This window comes from Rhodococcus zopfii NBRC 100606 = JCM 9919, assembly GCF_001895025.1.
Lineage (GTDB): Bacteria > Actinomycetota > Actinomycetes > Mycobacteriales > Mycobacteriaceae > Rhodococcus > Rhodococcus zopfii.
On the sequence record NZ_BCXI01000036.1, the window covers coordinates 39,943 to 57,337 of the forward strand.

Consider the following 17,395-nt stretch of genomic DNA (forward strand, 5'->3'; position numbering starts at 1 on the left):
ACCGTCACGCACAAATGCCCCCGAACCGGACGGCCTCGACGGCCGTGGTTCGGGGGCATCCGACATCGCAACCCACACGCTGCGCAACCTGTTTCGGTTACACGACGACTACCGATAGGACGCGCGCAACGTCTTCTTGTCCAGCTTGCCCAGTGGGGTGAGCGGCAGCGCGTCGAGGAAATCGATCGACTTCGGCGCGTGCACCGAACCCTTTGCCGCGCGGACTTTCTCGATCAGTTCGTCGGCGGGGACCGTCTGGCCGTCGCGCAGCACGACGCACGCCTTCACGGCCTCGCCCCACTTGACGTCCGGAACCCCGACCACCGCGACCGACGCGACCGACGGATGGGAGGAGATGACGTCCTCGATTTCGCGGGGGAAGACGTTGAACCCACCGGTGACGATCATGTCCTTCTTGCGGTCGACGATGGTGAGGAAGCCGTCCTTGTCGGCGCGGGCCACGTCGCCGGTGTGCAGCCAGCCGCCGCGCAGCGCCTCGGCGGTCTCCGCGGGCTTGTTCAGGTAGCCCTTCATCACGAGCGGGCCGCGCACGCAGATCTCGCCGAGCTCGCCGCGGGGCACCTCGTTCAGGTCGTCGTCGAGCAGGCGCACGTCGAGCCACGGCACGGGCCGCCCGCACGTGGCGAGGCGCTCGGGGTCGTCGGCGACGTGTTCGCTCTTGCGGAGCACCGAGATGGTCATGCCGCATTCGGACTGCCCGTAGAACTGGAAGAACACCTGGCCGAGACGCTCGATGCCCTCCCGCAGCCGCGCCGGTGACATCGCGGAGGCGCCGTAGAACAGCGTCTGCAGGCTCGACAGGTCGCGCTCGTCGAAGTCCGGGTGGTCGAGCAGCATGTAGATCATCGTCGGCACCAGCATCGTGGCGTTGATGCGGTGCTTCTCGATGGTTTCCAGCACGAGAGCCGGATCGAAATATGGCAGGACGTAGAGCGATCCGCCGCGCAGCAGGGTGGGGACGAAGAACGCGGCACCGGCGTGCGAGAGCGGCGTGCAGATCAGGAACCGGGGTTCCTCGGGCCATTCCCACTCGGCCATCTGGATCTGGGTCAGCGCGACACCGGACCGGAACGCCCCCATGACGCCCTTCGGCTTGCCGGTGGTGCCGCCGGTGTAGACGATGCTCGAGGTGTCCTCGGCGTCCACCGGCGCCGCGACGAGTCGCTGCGGTGTGAACGTGGCGGCCAGCGCCAGGATGTCGGTGCCGACCTCCGACGGGCCGAGCGAGAACACGTTCTTCAACGATGGGATCTGCGCCTTCAGCTCGGCGGCGCGTTCCTCGAAGTGGTTCGGATCGAAGACGAGGGTCTCGATCTCGGCGTCGCCGGCAATGTAGAGGTGATCACTCAGCGAGCCCATGGGGTTCAGGGCGCTGTTGCGGCAACCCGCGATCATCGTCGCGCCCATCGAGATGAGCACCTCCGGGCGGTTCTTCGACAGCATCGCGACCGACGATCCCTGCCCGACGCCGACGGACGCGAGCGCCTGCCCGAATCGGCTGATCTCGTCGCGCATCTCGCCGCCGGTGAGCACCACGTCCCCGAGGTACAGGGCGGGCTTGTCGGCGCTGCGATCGAGTGCGGTGATGAGCAGATCCGCGGTGAACACGGGGCGGTGCAGGTCGGCGTACTCCTCGGTCATGGCCATCCTTGTCGTCGATGTCACGGTCGTTGATGTGACGGTCGGTGATGCGACTGCCGCGCGTCCGGTGTGGCAGGGGTCACCCGCGACCTTCCGTCACGATAACCGCAGAATCGCAAAAACTGAAACATGTTGCATTTCGGTGCCGCGCGGACACCGCAGCCAGGCAGTGTTCCGGCCTGCACTCCCGGTAATCGTTGGTTGCCAGGATGGGCGAACTCCGAATCCGGTAGCGGGTCCGGGGCGATCCGGCCGTGCACGGCGCGTCGGGAATGAGCGCGCGTACGACACCCACCGGAACAACGTGCGGGCGGGCTACTACAGTCGGGGCGACACCGCGCACCCCGGGGGACACACACATGCAGCCTGCCTCGACCTCACCTGCCGAAACGGGCACGGCGGTGACAGCAACCGTCGTCGAGCACCATCGCCTGCGCAACAACCTCTCCGTCATCCGTCTCCAGTGCGACAGCGACGTCGTGCCGTTCCGCGCCGGCCAGTACGTCGACGTCACCGTCCCGCAGCGGCCCGGCCTGCCGCGACGCCTGTCGCCCGCGCTGCCGCCGTCGCTGGACGGCAAGCTCGAATTCCACGTGCGGTCCGTCCCCGGCGGCTGGGTCAGCGGCAGCATCGTCGCGGACACCCGGCCGGGCGACGTGTGGACGATCGGCGAACCGAGGGGCGGCGACCTGCACGTCGACGACAGCGGCCGCATCGTCATCATGATCGCCGGCGGGACCGGTCTGGCTCCGCTGCGAGCACTACTGCTCGACATGGCACGCCGGCACGAACCGCCGCGCACGTTTCTGTTCGTCGGCGGCAACTCTCCCCGCGACCTCTACGCATCGGACATGCTGTCGCTGCTCGGCGAGGCACTGCCGTGGTTGACGGTGGTGCCGGTCGTCGAATCCGTCGAGGAACCGGACTTCCCGGACCCCTGGTACAACCGCATCGCCGCTCAACTCGGCGACATCGACGCCGACCCCGACGACCTGATCGAGGGCAGCCTCGGAGACGTCGTCACCTCCTACGGCGCGTTCGGCGATCATCAGGTCCTGTTGTGCGGATCCGCGGCGATGGTCCGGTCGACGCTGCACAAGCTGATCGAGACGGGTACGCCCGCGGAGAACATCCGCTACGACCCGTACTGACCGACAATCGACACCGCCGCACCGATCGACACTGCGGGGGTTGCCTGCCTTCCGCTCCGGCAGGACGATGGATGGGCAAACATTCTCGTCCACCGAGGAGGGGCGTCATGACGACCGCCCGAGACATCATGCATGCCGGCGCCACGTGCGTCGGCGAACACGAAACCCTGGAGTGCGCAGCGCAGCAGATGCGTGAGCTCGACGTCGGCTCGCTGCCGATCTGCGGCGACGACGATCGGCTGCACGGCATCATCACCGACCGCGACATCGTCTTGAAATGCGTTGCCCGCGGGTTGGATCCGACGATGATGACCGCCGGCGATCTCGCGCAGGGAGCGCCGTGCACCGTCGACGCCGAGACCGACATCGACGACGTGCTCACGCTCATGGAGGAACGCCGGATCCGGCGGATGCCGGTGATCGGCGACCACCGGCTGATCGGAATGATCAGCGAAGCGGATCTGGCCACACACCTCTCCGAGGAGAAGGTCGGCCGGTTCGTCGAATCCATCTGTGCGCCCGCCACGAGATGAACCGACCGTGAAACGAGGTGGGCACCGATGGGCGGGCTGACCGGCAGTACCGTTCTGGTTTCCGGAGCGGCCCGCGGCATCGGTGCCGCGACCGCGCGTGCCCTGGCGGCCGAGGGTGCCCGGCTGGTCCTGTTCGACGTGGACGCGCAGCCGCTGCAGGAGCTGGTCGCGGAGATCGGCGAGGACCGGGCGGTGGGGACCGTCGCCGACGTGCGGGATCTCGCCGCGGTGCAGGCCGCCGTCGATGCGGGCATCGGCCGATTCGGCGGCCTGGACTTCGCGGTGGCGAACGCCGGCGTCGGCTCGTACGGTTCGGTGCTGCAGGTGGACCCGGAAGCCTTCCGCGCGGTGATCGAGATCGATCTCGTCGGCGTCTTCCACACCGTGCGCGCGTCGTTGCCGGCACTCGTCGAGCGCCACGGTTATCTTCTGCTCGTGTCGTCGATGGCGGCGTATCTGCCCGTACCGGGGCAGGCCCCGTATAACGCGGCGAAAGCCGGTGTCGAGCAATTCGCCAACACCGTGCGCCTCGAGGTCGCGCGGCACGGCGTCGCGGTCGGGTCGGCACACATGGCGTGGATCGACACCCCACTCATTCGCGACGCCCGCGCCGATCTGCCCGCGTTCGACCGGATGCTCGCGACCCTGCCCGGACCGCTCGGCCGGGTCCATGCGGTCAACGAGTGCGCCGCCGCATTCGTCCGCGCCCTCGAGAATCGGTCCCGGCGCGTCTACGTGCCCGGTTCGATGAGGATCCTGGCGTGGGCGCAGCCGCTGATCACGTCGGCGACCGCGGAGCGGTTCATGCTGCGGATGATGTCGCGTGCGCCGAACGTCGACGATCGGGTCGCCGCGCTGGGGCGTTCGATGAGCGCCCGCATCCTGGCCGCGCTTCCCGCGCGGCAACCGTCGCCGTAAGGCATTGCGGATCAACACTTCTGACGGTTGCCACGCGAGAGAATGTCAGACGGACACGGTCGCGTCCGCGGCATCGTGTGCCGCGATGTACCCGAAGACGAGACCCTGCCCGATGGTCGCGCCGGCGCCCGGGTACCGGTTGCCGAACGCGTTGGCGGCGGTGTTGCCGATCGCGTAGAGACCGTCGATGACACTGCCGTCCTCGCGCAGCACGCGGGCACGTTCGTCGGCGCGCAGACCACCGCACGTGCCGAGATCGGAGAGCGTCATCTTCACCGCGAAGTACGGGCCGTGGTCGAGCGGGCGCAGGTTCGGGTTGGGCTCCACCGTCGGATCGCCGTAGTACCGGTCGTATGCGCTTGCGCCGCGTGCGAATTCGGAGTCGGTTCCCGCCGCCGCATCGTCGTTGAATCGGCGGAAGGTCTCGGCGAAGGTCTCCACCGGAATCCCCATCGACGCGGCGAGTTCCTCGGGGCCGGCGCCGCTGTGCGCGATGCCCGCCTTGAACCAGGAGCCCGGGATCGGCTGGCGCGGAAACAGTCCCGCAGCGAAGACGTAGCTGTTGCGGTACTTCTGGTCGAACACGATCCACATCGACTCGATCGGATCGCCCGTGCGTTCACGCTCGAGCACGGTCTGGCCGAACGACATGTAGTCGCAGGACTCGTTGACGAACCTGGAACCCTTCTGGTCCACGATGAACGAACCGGGCAGGGACCGCTCGGCGAGCATCACCAGCGGCGGCTTGCCTTCGCGCGTCGGCGCGACCGCGGGGAACCACCACGCCTGGTCCATCAGGTCCACATCGGCCCCGATCTCCTGCGCGATCCGGATGGCGTCGCCGGTGTTGCCTTCCGCACCCAGGCTCTCGCCGTCGACCAGAGATTCCGACTGGAACTTGTGCCGCCACTGCATGTCGTGGTCGAAACCGCCTGCGGCGAGGACGACACCGCGGCGTGCGGTGACGGTCACCTCCCGGCCGTTCTGCTCGACGACAGCACCGGTGACGCGGTCTCCGTCGGTGACCAGACGCACCAGCGAGGTCTCCGTCCACACCGGGATCCCGGCGCGCAGCACACCCGCGAACAGCCCTGCGGCGATCGCCTGGCCACCGGCGACGTATTCGCGCTTGATCGCCTTCCCCGCCACACCCTGAGCGAGTCGGCGGAAGATCCGCGAGAATCCCTTGACAGGCATCCGTGCCATGAGGTTCATCCACTTGTAGTCGGCGCCCGTGGTGGGCATCGGCAGACCGGCCTCCATCAGCCCCGGACGCAACCGGCCGCGCTCGTTCCCGAGCTGTGACAGGTCGAACGGGCGGCACTCGCAGGTGCGGCCGATCGCGGCGCCGCCGGGACGTTCCGGGTGGTAGTCGGAATAGCCCTTGGCCCAGAAGAACTTCATCGGCGTGGTTCGGCTGAGCATCGCCACCGTCTCGGCACCGTTGTCGACGAACGCGTCACCGCGCTCGACAGGCGCGGTGCCGTCGACCACCGCGCGGACATAGGTGCGGCCGCGTTCGCGGGTGTCCCCGGAACGCGCTTCCTGCAGAACGGGATTGGCCGGCATCCAGAAGGCGCCACCCGACCGCGCCGTCGACCCGCCGACGTACTGTGTCTTCTCGACGACGAGCGCCGACAGCCCCAGCTCGTGTGCCGCGAGCGCGGCAGCCAAGCCGGTGCCCGAGCCGATCACGAGCAGGTCCACGGTGGTGTCCTGCGCCTGAGCCGGGGCCGGTACGGTCCTCTTCGCCATGCCAATCTCCTTCGCCTGGTTCTTCCGCAACGGTGGACGACGGTAGACCGGCATCACCGTCGACGACACCGGCGTTCCCTGCCACCGGGACGGGTGACTACGACGTGGAGGAGTCACTGCGTTCCGGAAAGGAGAAGAAGCCGGGCGTGTGGTCGACCCGCAGTCGCGTGAGGTTGCGGTACGCGATCAGCCACACGCCGTCGACCCGGCGGTACTCCTCGTGATAATGACCCCAGCCGTGCAGGTGTTCCTCCACGTCGCCGTTCGTCCACCACAGCAGATCTTCCATCGCCCAGATCCCGGTGGCGGTGGTGTCCGAGGTGAGCGTGATCTCCGGCTGGTGACCGTGGTGAACGCTGGTGACCCGGACCGGTCCGTCGAGGAACGTCCGGATCGCGGCGGTCAGCGCAGCGCGTCCCACGACCGCGCCGGGGCGCCGCGCTCCCGGACGGGCCGCTGCCCGCGGGGACCGGTGCGGGGCGCGTCATCGGATGCGCCGCATGTCGGCGGGCGACCAGTAGGCCCACATCCCGGTGATGCGCGCCTGCTCGTCGAACGTCATGACATCGATCGGTTCGATCTCGTACTCGGCGTCGCCGACGCGGGTGGTGACCCGGAAGTGGAACGCCGCGCTCTGCCCGCTCACGCGCAGCGACAGCAGTTCGGTGTGCTGCGGCGAGCCGTCGACCGCGCGGTAGAACCGGGCGATGGCGTCGCGCCCGACCCGCGGTTCGCTGCCGGCCGGGTCCTCGAGGGTCGCGTCGTCGGCGTACAGCGCGACGATCGCCGCCGCCGACCCCGACTCGAGTGCGGACAGGTAGGCGCGGACGGTCGCGCGGATCGCCTCGACGGTGCTGCCGCTGGTGGACTGCGACATGGCGGTGGGATGCGTCATGGCAAGTGGGAACCCTTCGGAGTCGATCGGCTGGTCGGGTTCCGCGCGACACTACGGACCCCGACCACCGCGACCGGCCGGAATTCCCGGTCACCGGGAGGCCACGCTGCGCGGGTGCCGAAGCCCCACGTCCTCACAGACGTGGGGCCGTCAGCGCACCGGTGGGGCGACCGGGCGGCGTTGGGGAAGGAGAGTCCGACTCATCTCCGGGTGATGTCGAGATCACCTTCCTGGAACTGCGACCGCAGCCGCTTCTTGTCGAACTTGCCGACGCTCGTCTTCGGGACCTCGCTGATCACGGTCCAGTTCTCGGGCAGCTGCCACTTGGCGACCTTGTCCGACAAGAACTCCCGCAGGGCATCGACGTCGGTGGTGCTGCCTTCGCGCAGCACGACGGCGACGAGCGGCCGCTCGTCCCACTTGTCGTCCGGCACCCCGATGACGGCGGCCTCGATCACGTCCGGATGTCCCATCACGGCGTTCTCGAGGTCCACCGAGGAAATCCACTCGCCGCCGGACTTGATGATGTCCTTGGTGCGGTCGGTGAGAGTGAGGTACCCGTCCGGGGTGATCGACCCGACATCACCGGTGCGCAGCCATCCGTCGTCGAACTTCTCCGGAGCATCGACGCCGTAGTAGGAACCGGTGATCCACGGTCCCCGCACTTCCAGCTCACCGATGCTGTGGCCGTCGTTCGGCACGACGTCCCCGGCGTCGTCGACGAGCCGGGCCTGTACCGATGCCGAGAACCTGCCCTGCGTGTAGCGGTAGCGCCACAGGTCGTCGCCTTCGGCACCCGCCGGCGGTCGGGCAACCGAGCCGAGGGGCGAGGTTTCCGTCATGCCCCAGGCGTGCAGCACCTGCACGCCGTGGTCCTTGTCGAAGGCGTGCATCAGCGCCGGTGGCACCGCGGAGCCGCCGATGAGGACCTCGTTCATGAAGGAGATGTCCTGCGGGTGCTCCTCGAGGTACAGGTGCAATCCCTGCCAGATGGTGGGAACGGCGGCCGCGAAGGTCGGACGCTCGGCGGCGATCAGCTCAGCCAGCGGCGCCGGCTGCAGGAAGCGGTCCGGCATGATCAGCGACGCACCGATCATGAACGCCGCGTAGGGAAGTCCCCATGACATGGCGTGGAACTGCGGCACCACCGCCAGGGTGCGGTCACCCTGTTTGATGCCGGGGCCGTCGGTCATGCACACCTGCATCGAGTGCAGATAGATCGAGCGGTGCGAGTACGCGACGCCCTTCGGGTCTCCGGTGGTGCCGGACGTGTAACACATCGCGGCCGCGGAGCGCTCGTCGAGCTCGGGCCAGTCGAAGGTGGTGGGCTGGTCGGCGATCAGCGCCTCGTACGTGTGGACCTGCACGCCGTCCGGTACGTCGAGCCCGTCCGCGGAGTCGCCCGTCACGATGACGTGCTTGACGGTGGTCAGCGCAGGAAGGTGCGGCGCGAACAGCGGGATCAGTGACGGGTCGACGATGACCACCTGGTCCTCGGCGTGGTTGGCCACGTGGATCAGCTGCTCCGGGAACAGCCGGATGTTGAGGGTGTGCAGGACCGCACCCATCGACGGGACCGCCAGGTATGCCTCGAGATGCTCGGCGTTGTTCCACATGAAGGTCGCCACTCGCTGATCCCCGGTGATCCCGAGGCCGCGCAACGCGTGTGCCAGCGCGGCACAGCGCCTGCCCACCTCGGCGTAGCTCCGTCGACGCGGACCGGAATCGGTCCACGTCACGACCTCGGCGTCGCCGTGGACGGTGCTGCCGTGTCGCAGCAGCTGCGCGATCGACAACGGCGCGTCCTGCATCGTGCTCAACATGAGAACTGCTCCTCGAGTCGGATGGTCGGGCTCAACGAGTTGAGATTCCCACACACTGTGACAGGTGACTACAGGGAGTGGGTACAGAACGTGCGCGCCCAGACGACCGGCCCGCACGCCCGCTGTCCGGGAGCACCCTCGCCGTCCGGGTGGGCGATGGCGGACACTGGTCCCGAACCCGACAGCCGATTGGAGCATGATGACCGCAGAACACGCAGTGCTGGATCCGCGCCGGATGCGCGACGTGATGGGCAACTTCTGCACGGGAGTCACCGTCATCACCGCCTTGGACGGTGACGAACCGCTCGGCTTCGCGTGCCAGTCCTTCACGTCCGTGTCGCTGGAGCCTCCGCTGGTGTCGTTCTGCCCGGCCCGCACGTCGACGACCTGGCCGAAGATCCGCGAGATCGGCACGTTCTCGATCAACGTGCTGGCCGCGAGCCAGCGCACCCTGTGCGCGGCGTTCGCCGTCAGCGGCGGCAACAAGTTCCGCGGCGTGGACTGGACTCCCGGCGACAACGGCGCCCCGGCCATCGAGGGGGCGATCGCACGCGTCGAGGCGACGCTCGAGGCCGAGCACGACGCCGGTGACCACACGATCGTGGTGGCGCGGGTGACCGGCCTGACGGCGCTGCACAGCGGCGGCCCGCTGCTCTTCTACCGCGGCAGCTACGGTCACTTCGACGAGATGTGAACGGTGCCGGTGAACGGCCGGCAGGAATACCTGCCGCCTGTGTCCGGTTGTGCATCAGAGGTGTGCCCGGCGTCCGATCCCGGGCCGTGACGCGAAGGATTCCCGGTGACCGTTCCCCTCTCCATCCTCGACCTGGCACACATCGGCAAGGGTGAGACCGCGCGGGACAGCTTCGCCGCGAGCGTGCGAATGGCGCAGCTCGCCGAGGAATGGGGTTACCGGCGCATCTGGTACGCCGAGCACCACAACATGCCGTCGATCGCGTCGTCGGCGACGAGTGTGCTGATCGCGCACATCGCCGCGCATACGTCGTCGATCCGGCTCGGTGCCGGTGGGATCATGCTGCCGAACCATTCGCCGCTGACGATCGCCGAGCAGTTCGGCACGCTCGCGTCGCTGCATCCGGGGCGGATCGATCTGGGACTCGGCCGAGCGCCGGGCAGCGATCAGAACACGCTGCGTGCGCTGCGGCGTGATCCGTCGTCGGCGGACAGTTTCCCGCAGGACGTGCTGGAACTGCAGGCGTACCTGCGGGGACAGAGCCGCATCCCGGGCGTCGACGCGATCCCCGGCAAGGGCACCGATGTGCCGCTCTATATTCTCGGATCGTCCCTGTTCGGCGCGAAACTCGCTGCGCTGCTGGGCCTTCCGTACGGCTTCGCGTCCCATTTCGCGCCGCAGGCCCTCGAGGACGCGGTCGCGCTGTACCGGCGTGAGTTCCAGCCGTCCGAGCAACTCGCCGAGCCGTACGTCATCGCGGGTGTCGGGGTGATCGCCGCCGACACCACCGAAGAGGCCCAGGATCTGTTCGAGGCCACCAAACGCAACCGCGTCGTGCAGATGGTCGGGCGTGGTCGCAGCTTCACCGACGAGGAGGTCGAGTTGCTGCTCGACTCCCCCGCCGGCCGTCAGGTGATGCAGATGCTGCACTACACCGCCGTCGGCAACCCCACCGAGGTCCGTGAATACCTGGACGCGTTCACCGAGCGTGCCCAGGCCGACGAACTGATCGTGGTCTCGTCGGCACCGGGCCGCACCGCGTGGCTCCGTTCGCTCGAGTTGCTCGCTGAGGTCAGCGGCCTCGTCCCCGCCTGACTCCCCCGCGGGTGCTGTGCTGAACGAGGGTCGCGGCCAGGTGGGTGCGCCAGGAGCCGGCGGCGGTGATGTCGCGGGCGGCGGATGCGGCGTCGTCGCCGCACACGAACCCGGTCTCCCAGGTGCCGTCGTCCAGCTGCACCGAGCCCAGACCCATCGGGGAGGGCAGCGCGGCCAGGAAGCGGCCGAGCGCGGCGGGTGAGCAGACCCACCGCTCTCCTTCCAACGACGCGCCGCCGTCCGCGCAGCGCACCACCGCGGGCTTGGGCGGCTGCGTCGGCAACGCGGTCATCCGGTACTCCGGTGCCGTCGAGACCGGTCCGGCCCAGCGGGCACCGAGCGCGGTGAGCTGACCGGCGAGCGGCTGGTCGTGCAGGTGCGCACCGAACACGATCAGCGGAAACGACTGCGCCCCGGCACGTTCCGGCCACGACGGCGTCGACAGATCGCGCGGCGCTCCGGCCAGGCGCGACGCCACGTCCGCCGCGACCGCGTCGTGTCCGGCCGGCGCGAGCACCGTCACCCCGAACTGCGCTGTGCTGCCGTCGCTCTCGCGGACCTCACCGGCCGGCACCGCGACCGCGCACAGGTCGAACAGATTGCAGAAGTTCGTGTACGTGCCCAGCCGCGAGTTGACCCCGACGGGATCGGCCTCGACCTGCGCGATCGTCGGGTGGAACGGGGCGGTCGGCACCAGCAGCGCCGCGCAGTCACCCCAGGCGGTCATCGCCCGGTCGCGGAGTTCGGCGAGGGTCGCGCGGTCGCGCAGCAGGTCGACGGCGGAGAACCGGGCCGCGCCGCGCACGATCCCCGCGACCACCGGATCCAGCCCCGCTCCCCGTGCGGCGGCGTCGACGAACTCGCCGACGGCGGCCCACCGTTCGGCGACCAAGGCCCCGTCGTACAGCAGCCGGGCGGCGGCGAGGAAGTCGTCCAGGTCGATCTCGACGATCCGGAACCCGGCCGCCCGTGCCCGCACCGCGGCGGCGGCGAAGGCGGCGCGCCACCGCTCGTCGAGTTCGGGAAGGTCGCGGGGCACCGCGACCGCGGCACCGGGCGCCGCAGCCAACGGCACGTCCGCGGCCCACGGCCGGCCACCGGGGGCGGTCGCCATGATCGCGACCGCTCGTTCGGCGGACGGGAGGTCGCGGGCGAAGATCGTCACGCAGTCGTAGCTCGCGCAGGCCGGTACGATGCCCTCGGTCGCGACCGTCCCGACCGTCGGTTTGATGCCGACGATCCCCTGGAACGCGGCCGGGACCCGGCCGGATCCGGCGGTGTCGGTGCCGATCGCGATGTCCACGACCCCGAGCGCGACCGCGACGGCGGACCCCGACGACGACCCGCCGGACACGTACTCGGGTCGCCGCGCGTCGCGGACCGCGCCGTACGGGCTGCGGGTGCCGACGAGCCCGGTGGCGAATTGGTCGAGGTTGGTCTTGCCGACGACGACCGCGCCGGCCGCGCGCAGCGCCGCGACGGCGGCGGCATCGGTGTCGGGGACGTAGCTGTAGCCGGGGCACGCGGCGGTCGTGGGCAGCCCCGCGACGTCGACGTTGTCCTTCACCGCCAGCAGAACACCGGCGAGTTCCCCACCGCGACGGACCGATTCGGCGTACTCGACGGCGACCTCGGTTTCGTCACGCAGGTGCACGAACACCTCGGGCCGGTCCGCCTCGCGCAGTCGAGCATAGGCCTGTGCCACACGGTCGGTCATGCCGCCGCCGTCCCGAGCCGGGTGCCGCGGGAGAGTTCGCCGTCGGCTTCCCAGCGGGCGCGTTCCTCGTCGCGGGCCGCTTCCATCTTCGCGCGGACCACGCCGATCGAGTCGGCCTCGCGGTCGAGGAAGGCGAGGTGCTCGGCGAGGGAGAATTCCCCCTCGGTGATGTCGACGAGGCCGCGGCCGGCGGCGGTGTCGGCGCGCAGGTCGAGCAGTTCCTCGGCGGAGACCGGGTACCAGGAGATGCGATCGAAGAACCGCAGCAACCACGGATGTTCGGGTTCGAATCCGCCTGCCCCTTCGGGGAATCGGTGATTCCACACCTGGGTGGTGCGGCCGACAAACTGATAGCCGCCGGGCCCTTCCATGCCGTAGACACACAGGTACGCGCCGCCGATCCCGACCGCGTTCTCCGGGGTCCAGGTCCGGGCCGGGTTGTACTTGGTGGTGACGAGCCGGTGCCGGGGATCGAGCGGAGTCGCCACGGGCGCACCGAGATACACATCGCCGAGGCCGAGCACGAGATAGGACGCGTCGTACACGGTCTTGTACACGTCGTCGACCGAATCCAGGCCGTTCATGCGGCGGATGAATTCGATGTTCCACGGGCACCACGGGGCGTCGGCGCGCACGCCGTGCATGTAGCGTTCGGTGGCGAGCCGCGTGGCGGGGTCGTCCCAGCTCAGCGGCAGCCGCACGGTGCGGCTGGGGACGACGAGCCGGTCCGCGGCGGGCAGCGCCGCCTCCGTCTCGAGGACCGCGCCGAGCACCGATCCGGTACTCGTCACCGTCGGATCGAATTTCACTTGCAGGGAACGGATTCCGGGGGTGAGGTCGACGAGCCCGCGCAGCCCCGTCCGTTCGAGGGCGGTCTGCAGCGCGTGGACGCGGGCCCGCAGCACCAGGTCCAGCGACATGGTGCCGTACTCGACGAGGATGTTGTCGTCGCCGCTGCGGCGCACCGTCACCGACGTGGTGCCGTCGGCGGTCGCGCCGCGGTGCAGCACGCCGTCGTCGCCGTCGCCGATACCGCCGACGACGGGCACCGCCGCGCGCCGGGCCGGGCCGAACACGTTGGGCGAGGCCACTGTTGCGGCACGTACCGGGACCAGCCGCAGGCGGTCGCCGGGGGCGAGCTGCCCCATCTTCCAGCGATCGGCGGTGACGACGGTGACCGGGCAGACGAAACCGCCGAGGCTGGGTCCGTCGGGGCCGAGCAGGATCGGGGTGTCGCCGGTGAAGTCGAGGGTGCCGACCGTGTAGGGGGTGTCGTGGATGTTCGACGGGTGCAGTCCGGCCTCGCCGCCGTCGGGTCGCGCCCACGTCGGCTTGGGTCCGATGAGCCGGATGCCGGTGCGGTCGGAGTTGTGGTGCACGGTGTACGCGGTGCCGTAGAGGGTGTCGATGTCGTTGCGGGTGAAGAACTCCGGTGCGCCGTGCGGTCCTTCGGTGACGGCAACGGTCCAGTCGTGGCCGATCGCGGGGATCTCCTCGGCGGTGAGGCGCCGGGGCGTTCCGGTGGACGTACCGAGCGGCAGTGCGTCACCCTCGGCGAGGACCCGCCCGGAGACGCCCCCGAACTTGCCGAGGGTGAACGTCGCGCCGGACCCGAGGTACGGGTCGACATCGAGGCCGCCGGCGACGGCGATGTAGAGGCGCAGACCCGCACCGGTGACGGCGCCGACGTCCAGGATGCCGCCGGCCGGGACCGTGACGGGCGTCCACTGCGGGACCGGACGGCCGTCGACGGTGACCGCGGCGGCCGCGCCGGTGACCGCGACCGTGGTCTCGGCGTCGAAGCGCAGGCGCGGGCCGGCCATGGTTGCCTCGAGTCCGGCGGCGCCCTCGGCGTTGCCGACCGCGAGGTTCGCGAGCCGGAACGACAGGTCGTCCATCGGGCCGGACGGCGGGACGCCGATCTTCCAGTAGCCGACGCGTCCGGGCCAGTCCTGGACGGTGGTGAGCGGTCCGGGCCGCAGGACGGTGCAGGTCGCGCTCACGGTCGGGCCTCCGGTCGGGTAACGATCATCTGCACGGCGGTGGGGTCGAATCCGTTGCAGGGGTTGTTGATCTGCGGGCAGTTGGACACCAGCACGAGGGTGTCGATCTCGGCGCGCAGCGCGAGCCGGCGACCGGGCGCGGAGAGTCCGTCGACGATGCCGAGGGTGCCGTCCGGGTCGACGGGCACGTTCATGAAGAAGTTGACGTTGCCGACCAGATCGCGTTTACCGAGGCCGTGTTTCGCGCCTTCGGCCAGGAAGTTCTCGACACACGCATGCTGGTGGCGGGTGTGGTGGCCGTAGCGCAGGGTGTTCGATTCCTGCGAGCAGGCGCCGCCGATGGTGTCGTGGTTGCCGACCTCGTCGGCGACGATCGTCATCATCGGGTTGCCCTCCTGGTCGCGGATCACCGATCCGGTGGTCAGGAACAGCGAGCGCTGCGCGGCGATGGTGGCCTGCGCGCTGTACCGGATCGCGGTGTCGGGGGCGCCGTAGAAGAGGGTGTCGACGGCCTGGTTTCCGTACAGGTCGACGATGGTGAGAACGTCCCCGGCGGCGACGAGCGCCGACCACGGTCCGCGGGGCGCGACCGTCTCGTCGAGGATCACGGCGCCGGGGACGAGGGGTGCGGGAGCAGTGGTCATCGTGCGACTCCTTCGGTCGGCAGGGCGGCGGTGTGGACGTCCTCGGTGTTGCGGTGCGCGCGGTCGTATTCGGGGCCGATTCCGGGGGCACGCGCGGCGAGGTCGGCGAGGTCGGCGGGGGCGCGCCAGGCGAGCAGTTCGATAGTGGTGGTGTCGAAGGTGGGCGATTCGTCGAGCGGGTGCGCGGTGTTCGCGACCGCGACGATCAGCGGAAGATGCAGCAGCAGTTCGACACTCGCTCCGGGACCGGCGTTTCCGGTGGCGATCGCACTGCCGTCGTCGGCGATCCGGACGCCGTGGAAGAACGAGACGGTCGGGGCCACGTCGCGGGGACCGAGGCCGTGTTTGAGGGCGGCGAGGGTGAGCAGTTCCCGCCCGGCCGGGGCGCCGGAGTGCACCGAACCGTCGCCGTAGCGGGCGGTGTTGGCGGCGGCGGTGGTGGTGCCGCACAGCGCGTCGTGCCGGCCGGAGGTGTCGGCGACGATCGTCGCGAGCACTCGCCCCTGGTCGTCGAGCAGCGGGTGGTCGACGCCGAGGTACGCCTGCCACGGCACCTTGACGGTGTCGGCGACGTTGAGCCGCTCCCACGGGGCGTCGGCGCGCCACAGCATCAGGTGGGCGCAGCCTCGGCCGTCGAGGTCGGTCAGGCGCAGCCGGGTGCCGCGGGCGAGCACCTTCGAGGTGTAGCGGCCGCCGGGCACGGTCTCGGCCCACACCATGTCCGCGGCGTCGACGGGCGGGTTCGGCCAGGCGGAGGCGGGAACGACGGGCATCGGGACGTCGTGCCGCCCGGCCTGGGAGCGGGCGTGGTCGCGGGCTGCGGTGGTGGTGGCGGTCATGGTGACTCCTCGAAGGATGCGGACGGTCAGAGCGGGCGGACGGGCCGCGGGTGTATCCGGCCGCGGGGGAAGCACAGGATCCCGAGGGCGACGATCGCGACGATGGAGATCGGCCCGGCCCAGCGCAGGATCGGGGTGGTACCCGCCGGGTCGAAGATCTCGGCGCGCGGCCACGACAGGTTCACGACCATGACCAGCCCGTAGAGGACGGCCCCCGCGTTGACGAGGACACCCCAGCGGCCCAGGGAGAACAGGGGCCGGCCCTCGGCGTCGGTGCCGCCGGCGCCGGAGATCCAGCCGCCGGTCAGCCGCCGGTACAGCATCGGCGCGGTCACGAGCAGGTAGGCGAGGTAGATCGCAATGATGCACACGCTCGCCAGCGTCGAGAAGATCGCCGAGTTGCCGACGTTGAGCAGCAGCACCGCGACGCAGGCGAGGCCGACGACGATGGCCGGGACGATGGGGGTGCCGGTGCGGCGGTTGACGGTCGCGAGGGCCTTGGAGAACGGGAGGCGCTCGTCGCGGGCCATCGAGAACATCAGGCGGGACGCGGCGGTCTGGATGGCGAGTGTGCAGATGAGGATCGCGATCGCGACGTCGACGAGCAGCACGGTGCCCCAGGGCGAGGACAGGACGGTGTCGAGCACGTATGGCAGACCCTCGGTGGCGAGGCGGCCGTCGGTGAGGCTGGGCGCGGCCATGAGCGCGCCGAGGATCATGAGGCCGCCACCGAGCGCGGACACGCTCAGCGCCATGCGGATGGTGCGGGGTGCGACGCGGCGGGGATCGCGGGTCTCCTCGGCGAGTTCGCCGGCGGAGCCGAAGCCGACCATGACGTACGCGGCCATCAGGCCGGAGGCGATCCATGCCCAGCCGTATCCGGACTGACCCTCGTGGACGCCCGTGTCGAAGACGACCTGCGGGCCGCGCTGGGCGTGCGTGAAGAACACGCCGATGACGGCGACGACACCGACGATCTCGCAGACGACGCCGACGGTGTTGACCCGCGCCATCCAGCGCACGCCGACGCTGTTGACGGTGGTGGTGACGACGAGAAGGACGGTGCCGAGCAGGACGGCGTTGGCGGCACCGCTGGGCGAGGTGAGCGACGTGTCCTCACCGATGATCTGGAAACCGGACCAGACCGCCGGCAGCACGACCTGCAGGGCGATCGCGGCGGCGGAAGCGGTGACGATCTGCGCGAGAATCATGAACCAGCCGCCGAACCAGCCGAGCACCTCGCCGCCGAGACGCCGCGACCACTGGTAGACGGCCCCGGACAGCGGGTAGCGGGCGGCCAGTTCGGCGAAGCACAGGGCGACGAGGAACTGGCCGGCGAACACGACGGGCCAGGTCCAGAAGAAGGCCGGTCCGGCGAACCCGAAGCCGAGGCCGAACAACTGGAAGATCGTGGTGAGGATCGAGACGAACGAGAATCCGGCCGCGAACGAGGCGAACTTCCCGAGCGAGCGGTGGAGTTGCTGTTCGTATCCGAATTCGGCGAGATCTCCCGCGTCGCCGCCCTTGTCGGGTGGCGCGGCGGTGGGCGTGGTCAATGCCATGGGGTCCTCGATTCGCGCAGCCGTCAAAACCTGTCGGGTGACAGTTTTAAGGGGGCGCATTCCTGTGCGGTGACGGCGATGTTTCGAATCGGCTACCTGTGTTG

General features: G+C 69.8%; 14 protein-coding genes and 1 pseudogene. 5 read left to right on the top strand and 10 right to left on the bottom strand.

Translation table 11 applies throughout. The annotated features are described in order from the left end of the window. Window positions 1–108: 108 nt before the first annotated feature. Complete coding sequence (locus RZ1_RS21050; protein WP_072814498.1) at window positions 109–1,662, bottom strand: AMP-binding protein; 1,554 nt, start codon at window positions 1,660–1,662, stop codon at window positions 109–111. A gap of 359 nt (window positions 1,663–2,021) precedes the next feature. On the opposite strand from RZ1_RS21050, the gene RZ1_RS21055 reads away from it, so the two are divergent. The 3 genes from RZ1_RS21055 to RZ1_RS21065 all read left to right on the top strand — a co-directional run bounded on the left by RZ1_RS21055 (window position 2,022) and on the right by RZ1_RS21065 (window position 4,264). Next, window positions 2,022–2,813, top strand: coding sequence for an FAD-binding oxidoreductase (locus tag RZ1_RS21055; RefSeq protein ID WP_072814463.1), 792 nt, complete (start codon window positions 2,022–2,024; stop codon window positions 2,811–2,813). 107 nt (window positions 2,814–2,920) lie between these two features. Beyond that, window positions 2,921–3,346, top strand: coding sequence for a CBS domain-containing protein (locus RZ1_RS21060; protein ID WP_072814464.1), 426 nt, complete (start codon window positions 2,921–2,923; stop codon window positions 3,344–3,346). A 27-nt stretch (window positions 3,347–3,373) separates the two neighbouring features. Beyond that, window positions 3,374–4,264, top strand: a complete 891-nt coding sequence (locus RZ1_RS21065) for an SDR family oxidoreductase (RefSeq protein WP_072814465.1) — start codon at window positions 3,374–3,376, stop codon at window positions 4,262–4,264. Window positions 4,265–4,309: 45 nt separating this feature from the next. Here the strand turns inward: RZ1_RS21065 and RZ1_RS21070 are convergent, their stop codons facing one another. The 4 genes and pseudogenes from RZ1_RS21070 to RZ1_RS21085 all read right to left on the bottom strand — a co-directional run bounded on the left by RZ1_RS21070 (window position 4,310) and on the right by RZ1_RS21085 (window position 8,737). After that, window positions 4,310–6,019 (bottom strand): 3-ketosteroid-delta-1-dehydrogenase, encoded by a 1,710-nt coding sequence (locus tag RZ1_RS21070; RefSeq protein ID WP_072814499.1) that lies wholly within the window; start codon window positions 6,017–6,019, stop codon window positions 4,310–4,312. Window positions 6,020–6,116: 97 nt separating this feature from the next. Then, window positions 6,117–6,455, bottom strand: a pseudogene (locus tag RZ1_RS21075) (nuclear transport factor 2 family protein); the annotation flags it as partial. Between the two features lie 48 nt (window positions 6,456–6,503). Further along, the gene (locus tag RZ1_RS21080) at window positions 6,504–6,896 is read right to left on the bottom strand and encodes a nuclear transport factor 2 family protein (RefSeq protein ID WP_072814500.1); all 393 of its coding nucleotides are present in this window, start codon (window positions 6,894–6,896) and stop codon (window positions 6,504–6,506) included. A 218-nt stretch (window positions 6,897–7,114) separates the two neighbouring features. Beyond that, the gene (locus tag RZ1_RS21085) at window positions 7,115–8,737 is read right to left on the bottom strand and encodes a long-chain fatty acid--CoA ligase (RefSeq protein ID WP_072814466.1); all 1,623 of its coding nucleotides are present in this window, start codon (window positions 8,735–8,737) and stop codon (window positions 7,115–7,117) included. 199 nt (window positions 8,738–8,936) lie between these two features. On the opposite strand from RZ1_RS21085, the gene RZ1_RS21090 reads away from it, so the two are divergent. Next, window positions 8,937–9,431: a flavin reductase family protein gene (locus RZ1_RS21090; protein ID WP_072814501.1), complete on the top strand. Its 495-nt coding sequence runs from the start codon at window positions 8,937–8,939 to the stop codon at window positions 9,429–9,431. A gap of 105 nt (window positions 9,432–9,536) precedes the next feature. After that, a complete protein-coding gene (locus tag RZ1_RS21095; RefSeq protein ID WP_072814467.1) occupies window positions 9,537–10,526 on the top strand; it encodes an LLM class flavin-dependent oxidoreductase in 990 nt (329 codons plus the stop codon). Here the strand turns inward: RZ1_RS21095 and atzF are convergent. From atzF to RZ1_RS21120, 5 genes are read right to left on the bottom strand one after another with little or no spacing between them, the layout of a single operon-like run. Further along, a complete protein-coding gene (atzF, locus tag RZ1_RS21100) occupies window positions 10,504–12,243 on the bottom strand; it encodes an allophanate hydrolase (protein WP_072814468.1) in 1,740 nt (579 codons plus the stop codon). The two genes, RZ1_RS21095 and atzF, sit on opposite strands and share 23 nt — an antisense overlap. Beyond that, complete coding sequence (locus RZ1_RS21105) at window positions 12,240–14,246, bottom strand: 5-oxoprolinase/urea amidolyase family protein (RefSeq protein ID WP_072814469.1); 2,007 nt, start codon at window positions 14,244–14,246, stop codon at window positions 12,240–12,242. The genes atzF and RZ1_RS21105 overlap by 4 nt, the downstream gene beginning before the upstream one ends. Beyond that, window positions 14,243–14,890, bottom strand: coding sequence for an urea amidolyase associated protein UAAP2 (locus tag RZ1_RS21110; RefSeq protein ID WP_072814470.1), 648 nt, complete (start codon window positions 14,888–14,890; stop codon window positions 14,243–14,245). The genes RZ1_RS21105 and RZ1_RS21110 overlap by 4 nt, the downstream gene beginning before the upstream one ends. After that, entirely contained in the window at window positions 14,887–15,729 is an 843-nt protein-coding gene (locus tag RZ1_RS21115) for an urea amidolyase associated protein UAAP1 (RefSeq protein WP_072814471.1), read from the bottom strand. The genes RZ1_RS21110 and RZ1_RS21115 overlap by 4 nt, the downstream gene beginning before the upstream one ends. A gap of 26 nt (window positions 15,730–15,755) precedes the next feature. Further along, on the bottom strand, window positions 15,756–17,291 hold the full coding sequence (locus RZ1_RS21120; protein WP_072814472.1) for an amino acid permease: 1,536 nt from the start codon (window positions 17,289–17,291) through the stop codon (window positions 15,756–15,758). Window positions 17,292–17,395: the final 104 nt, after the last annotated feature.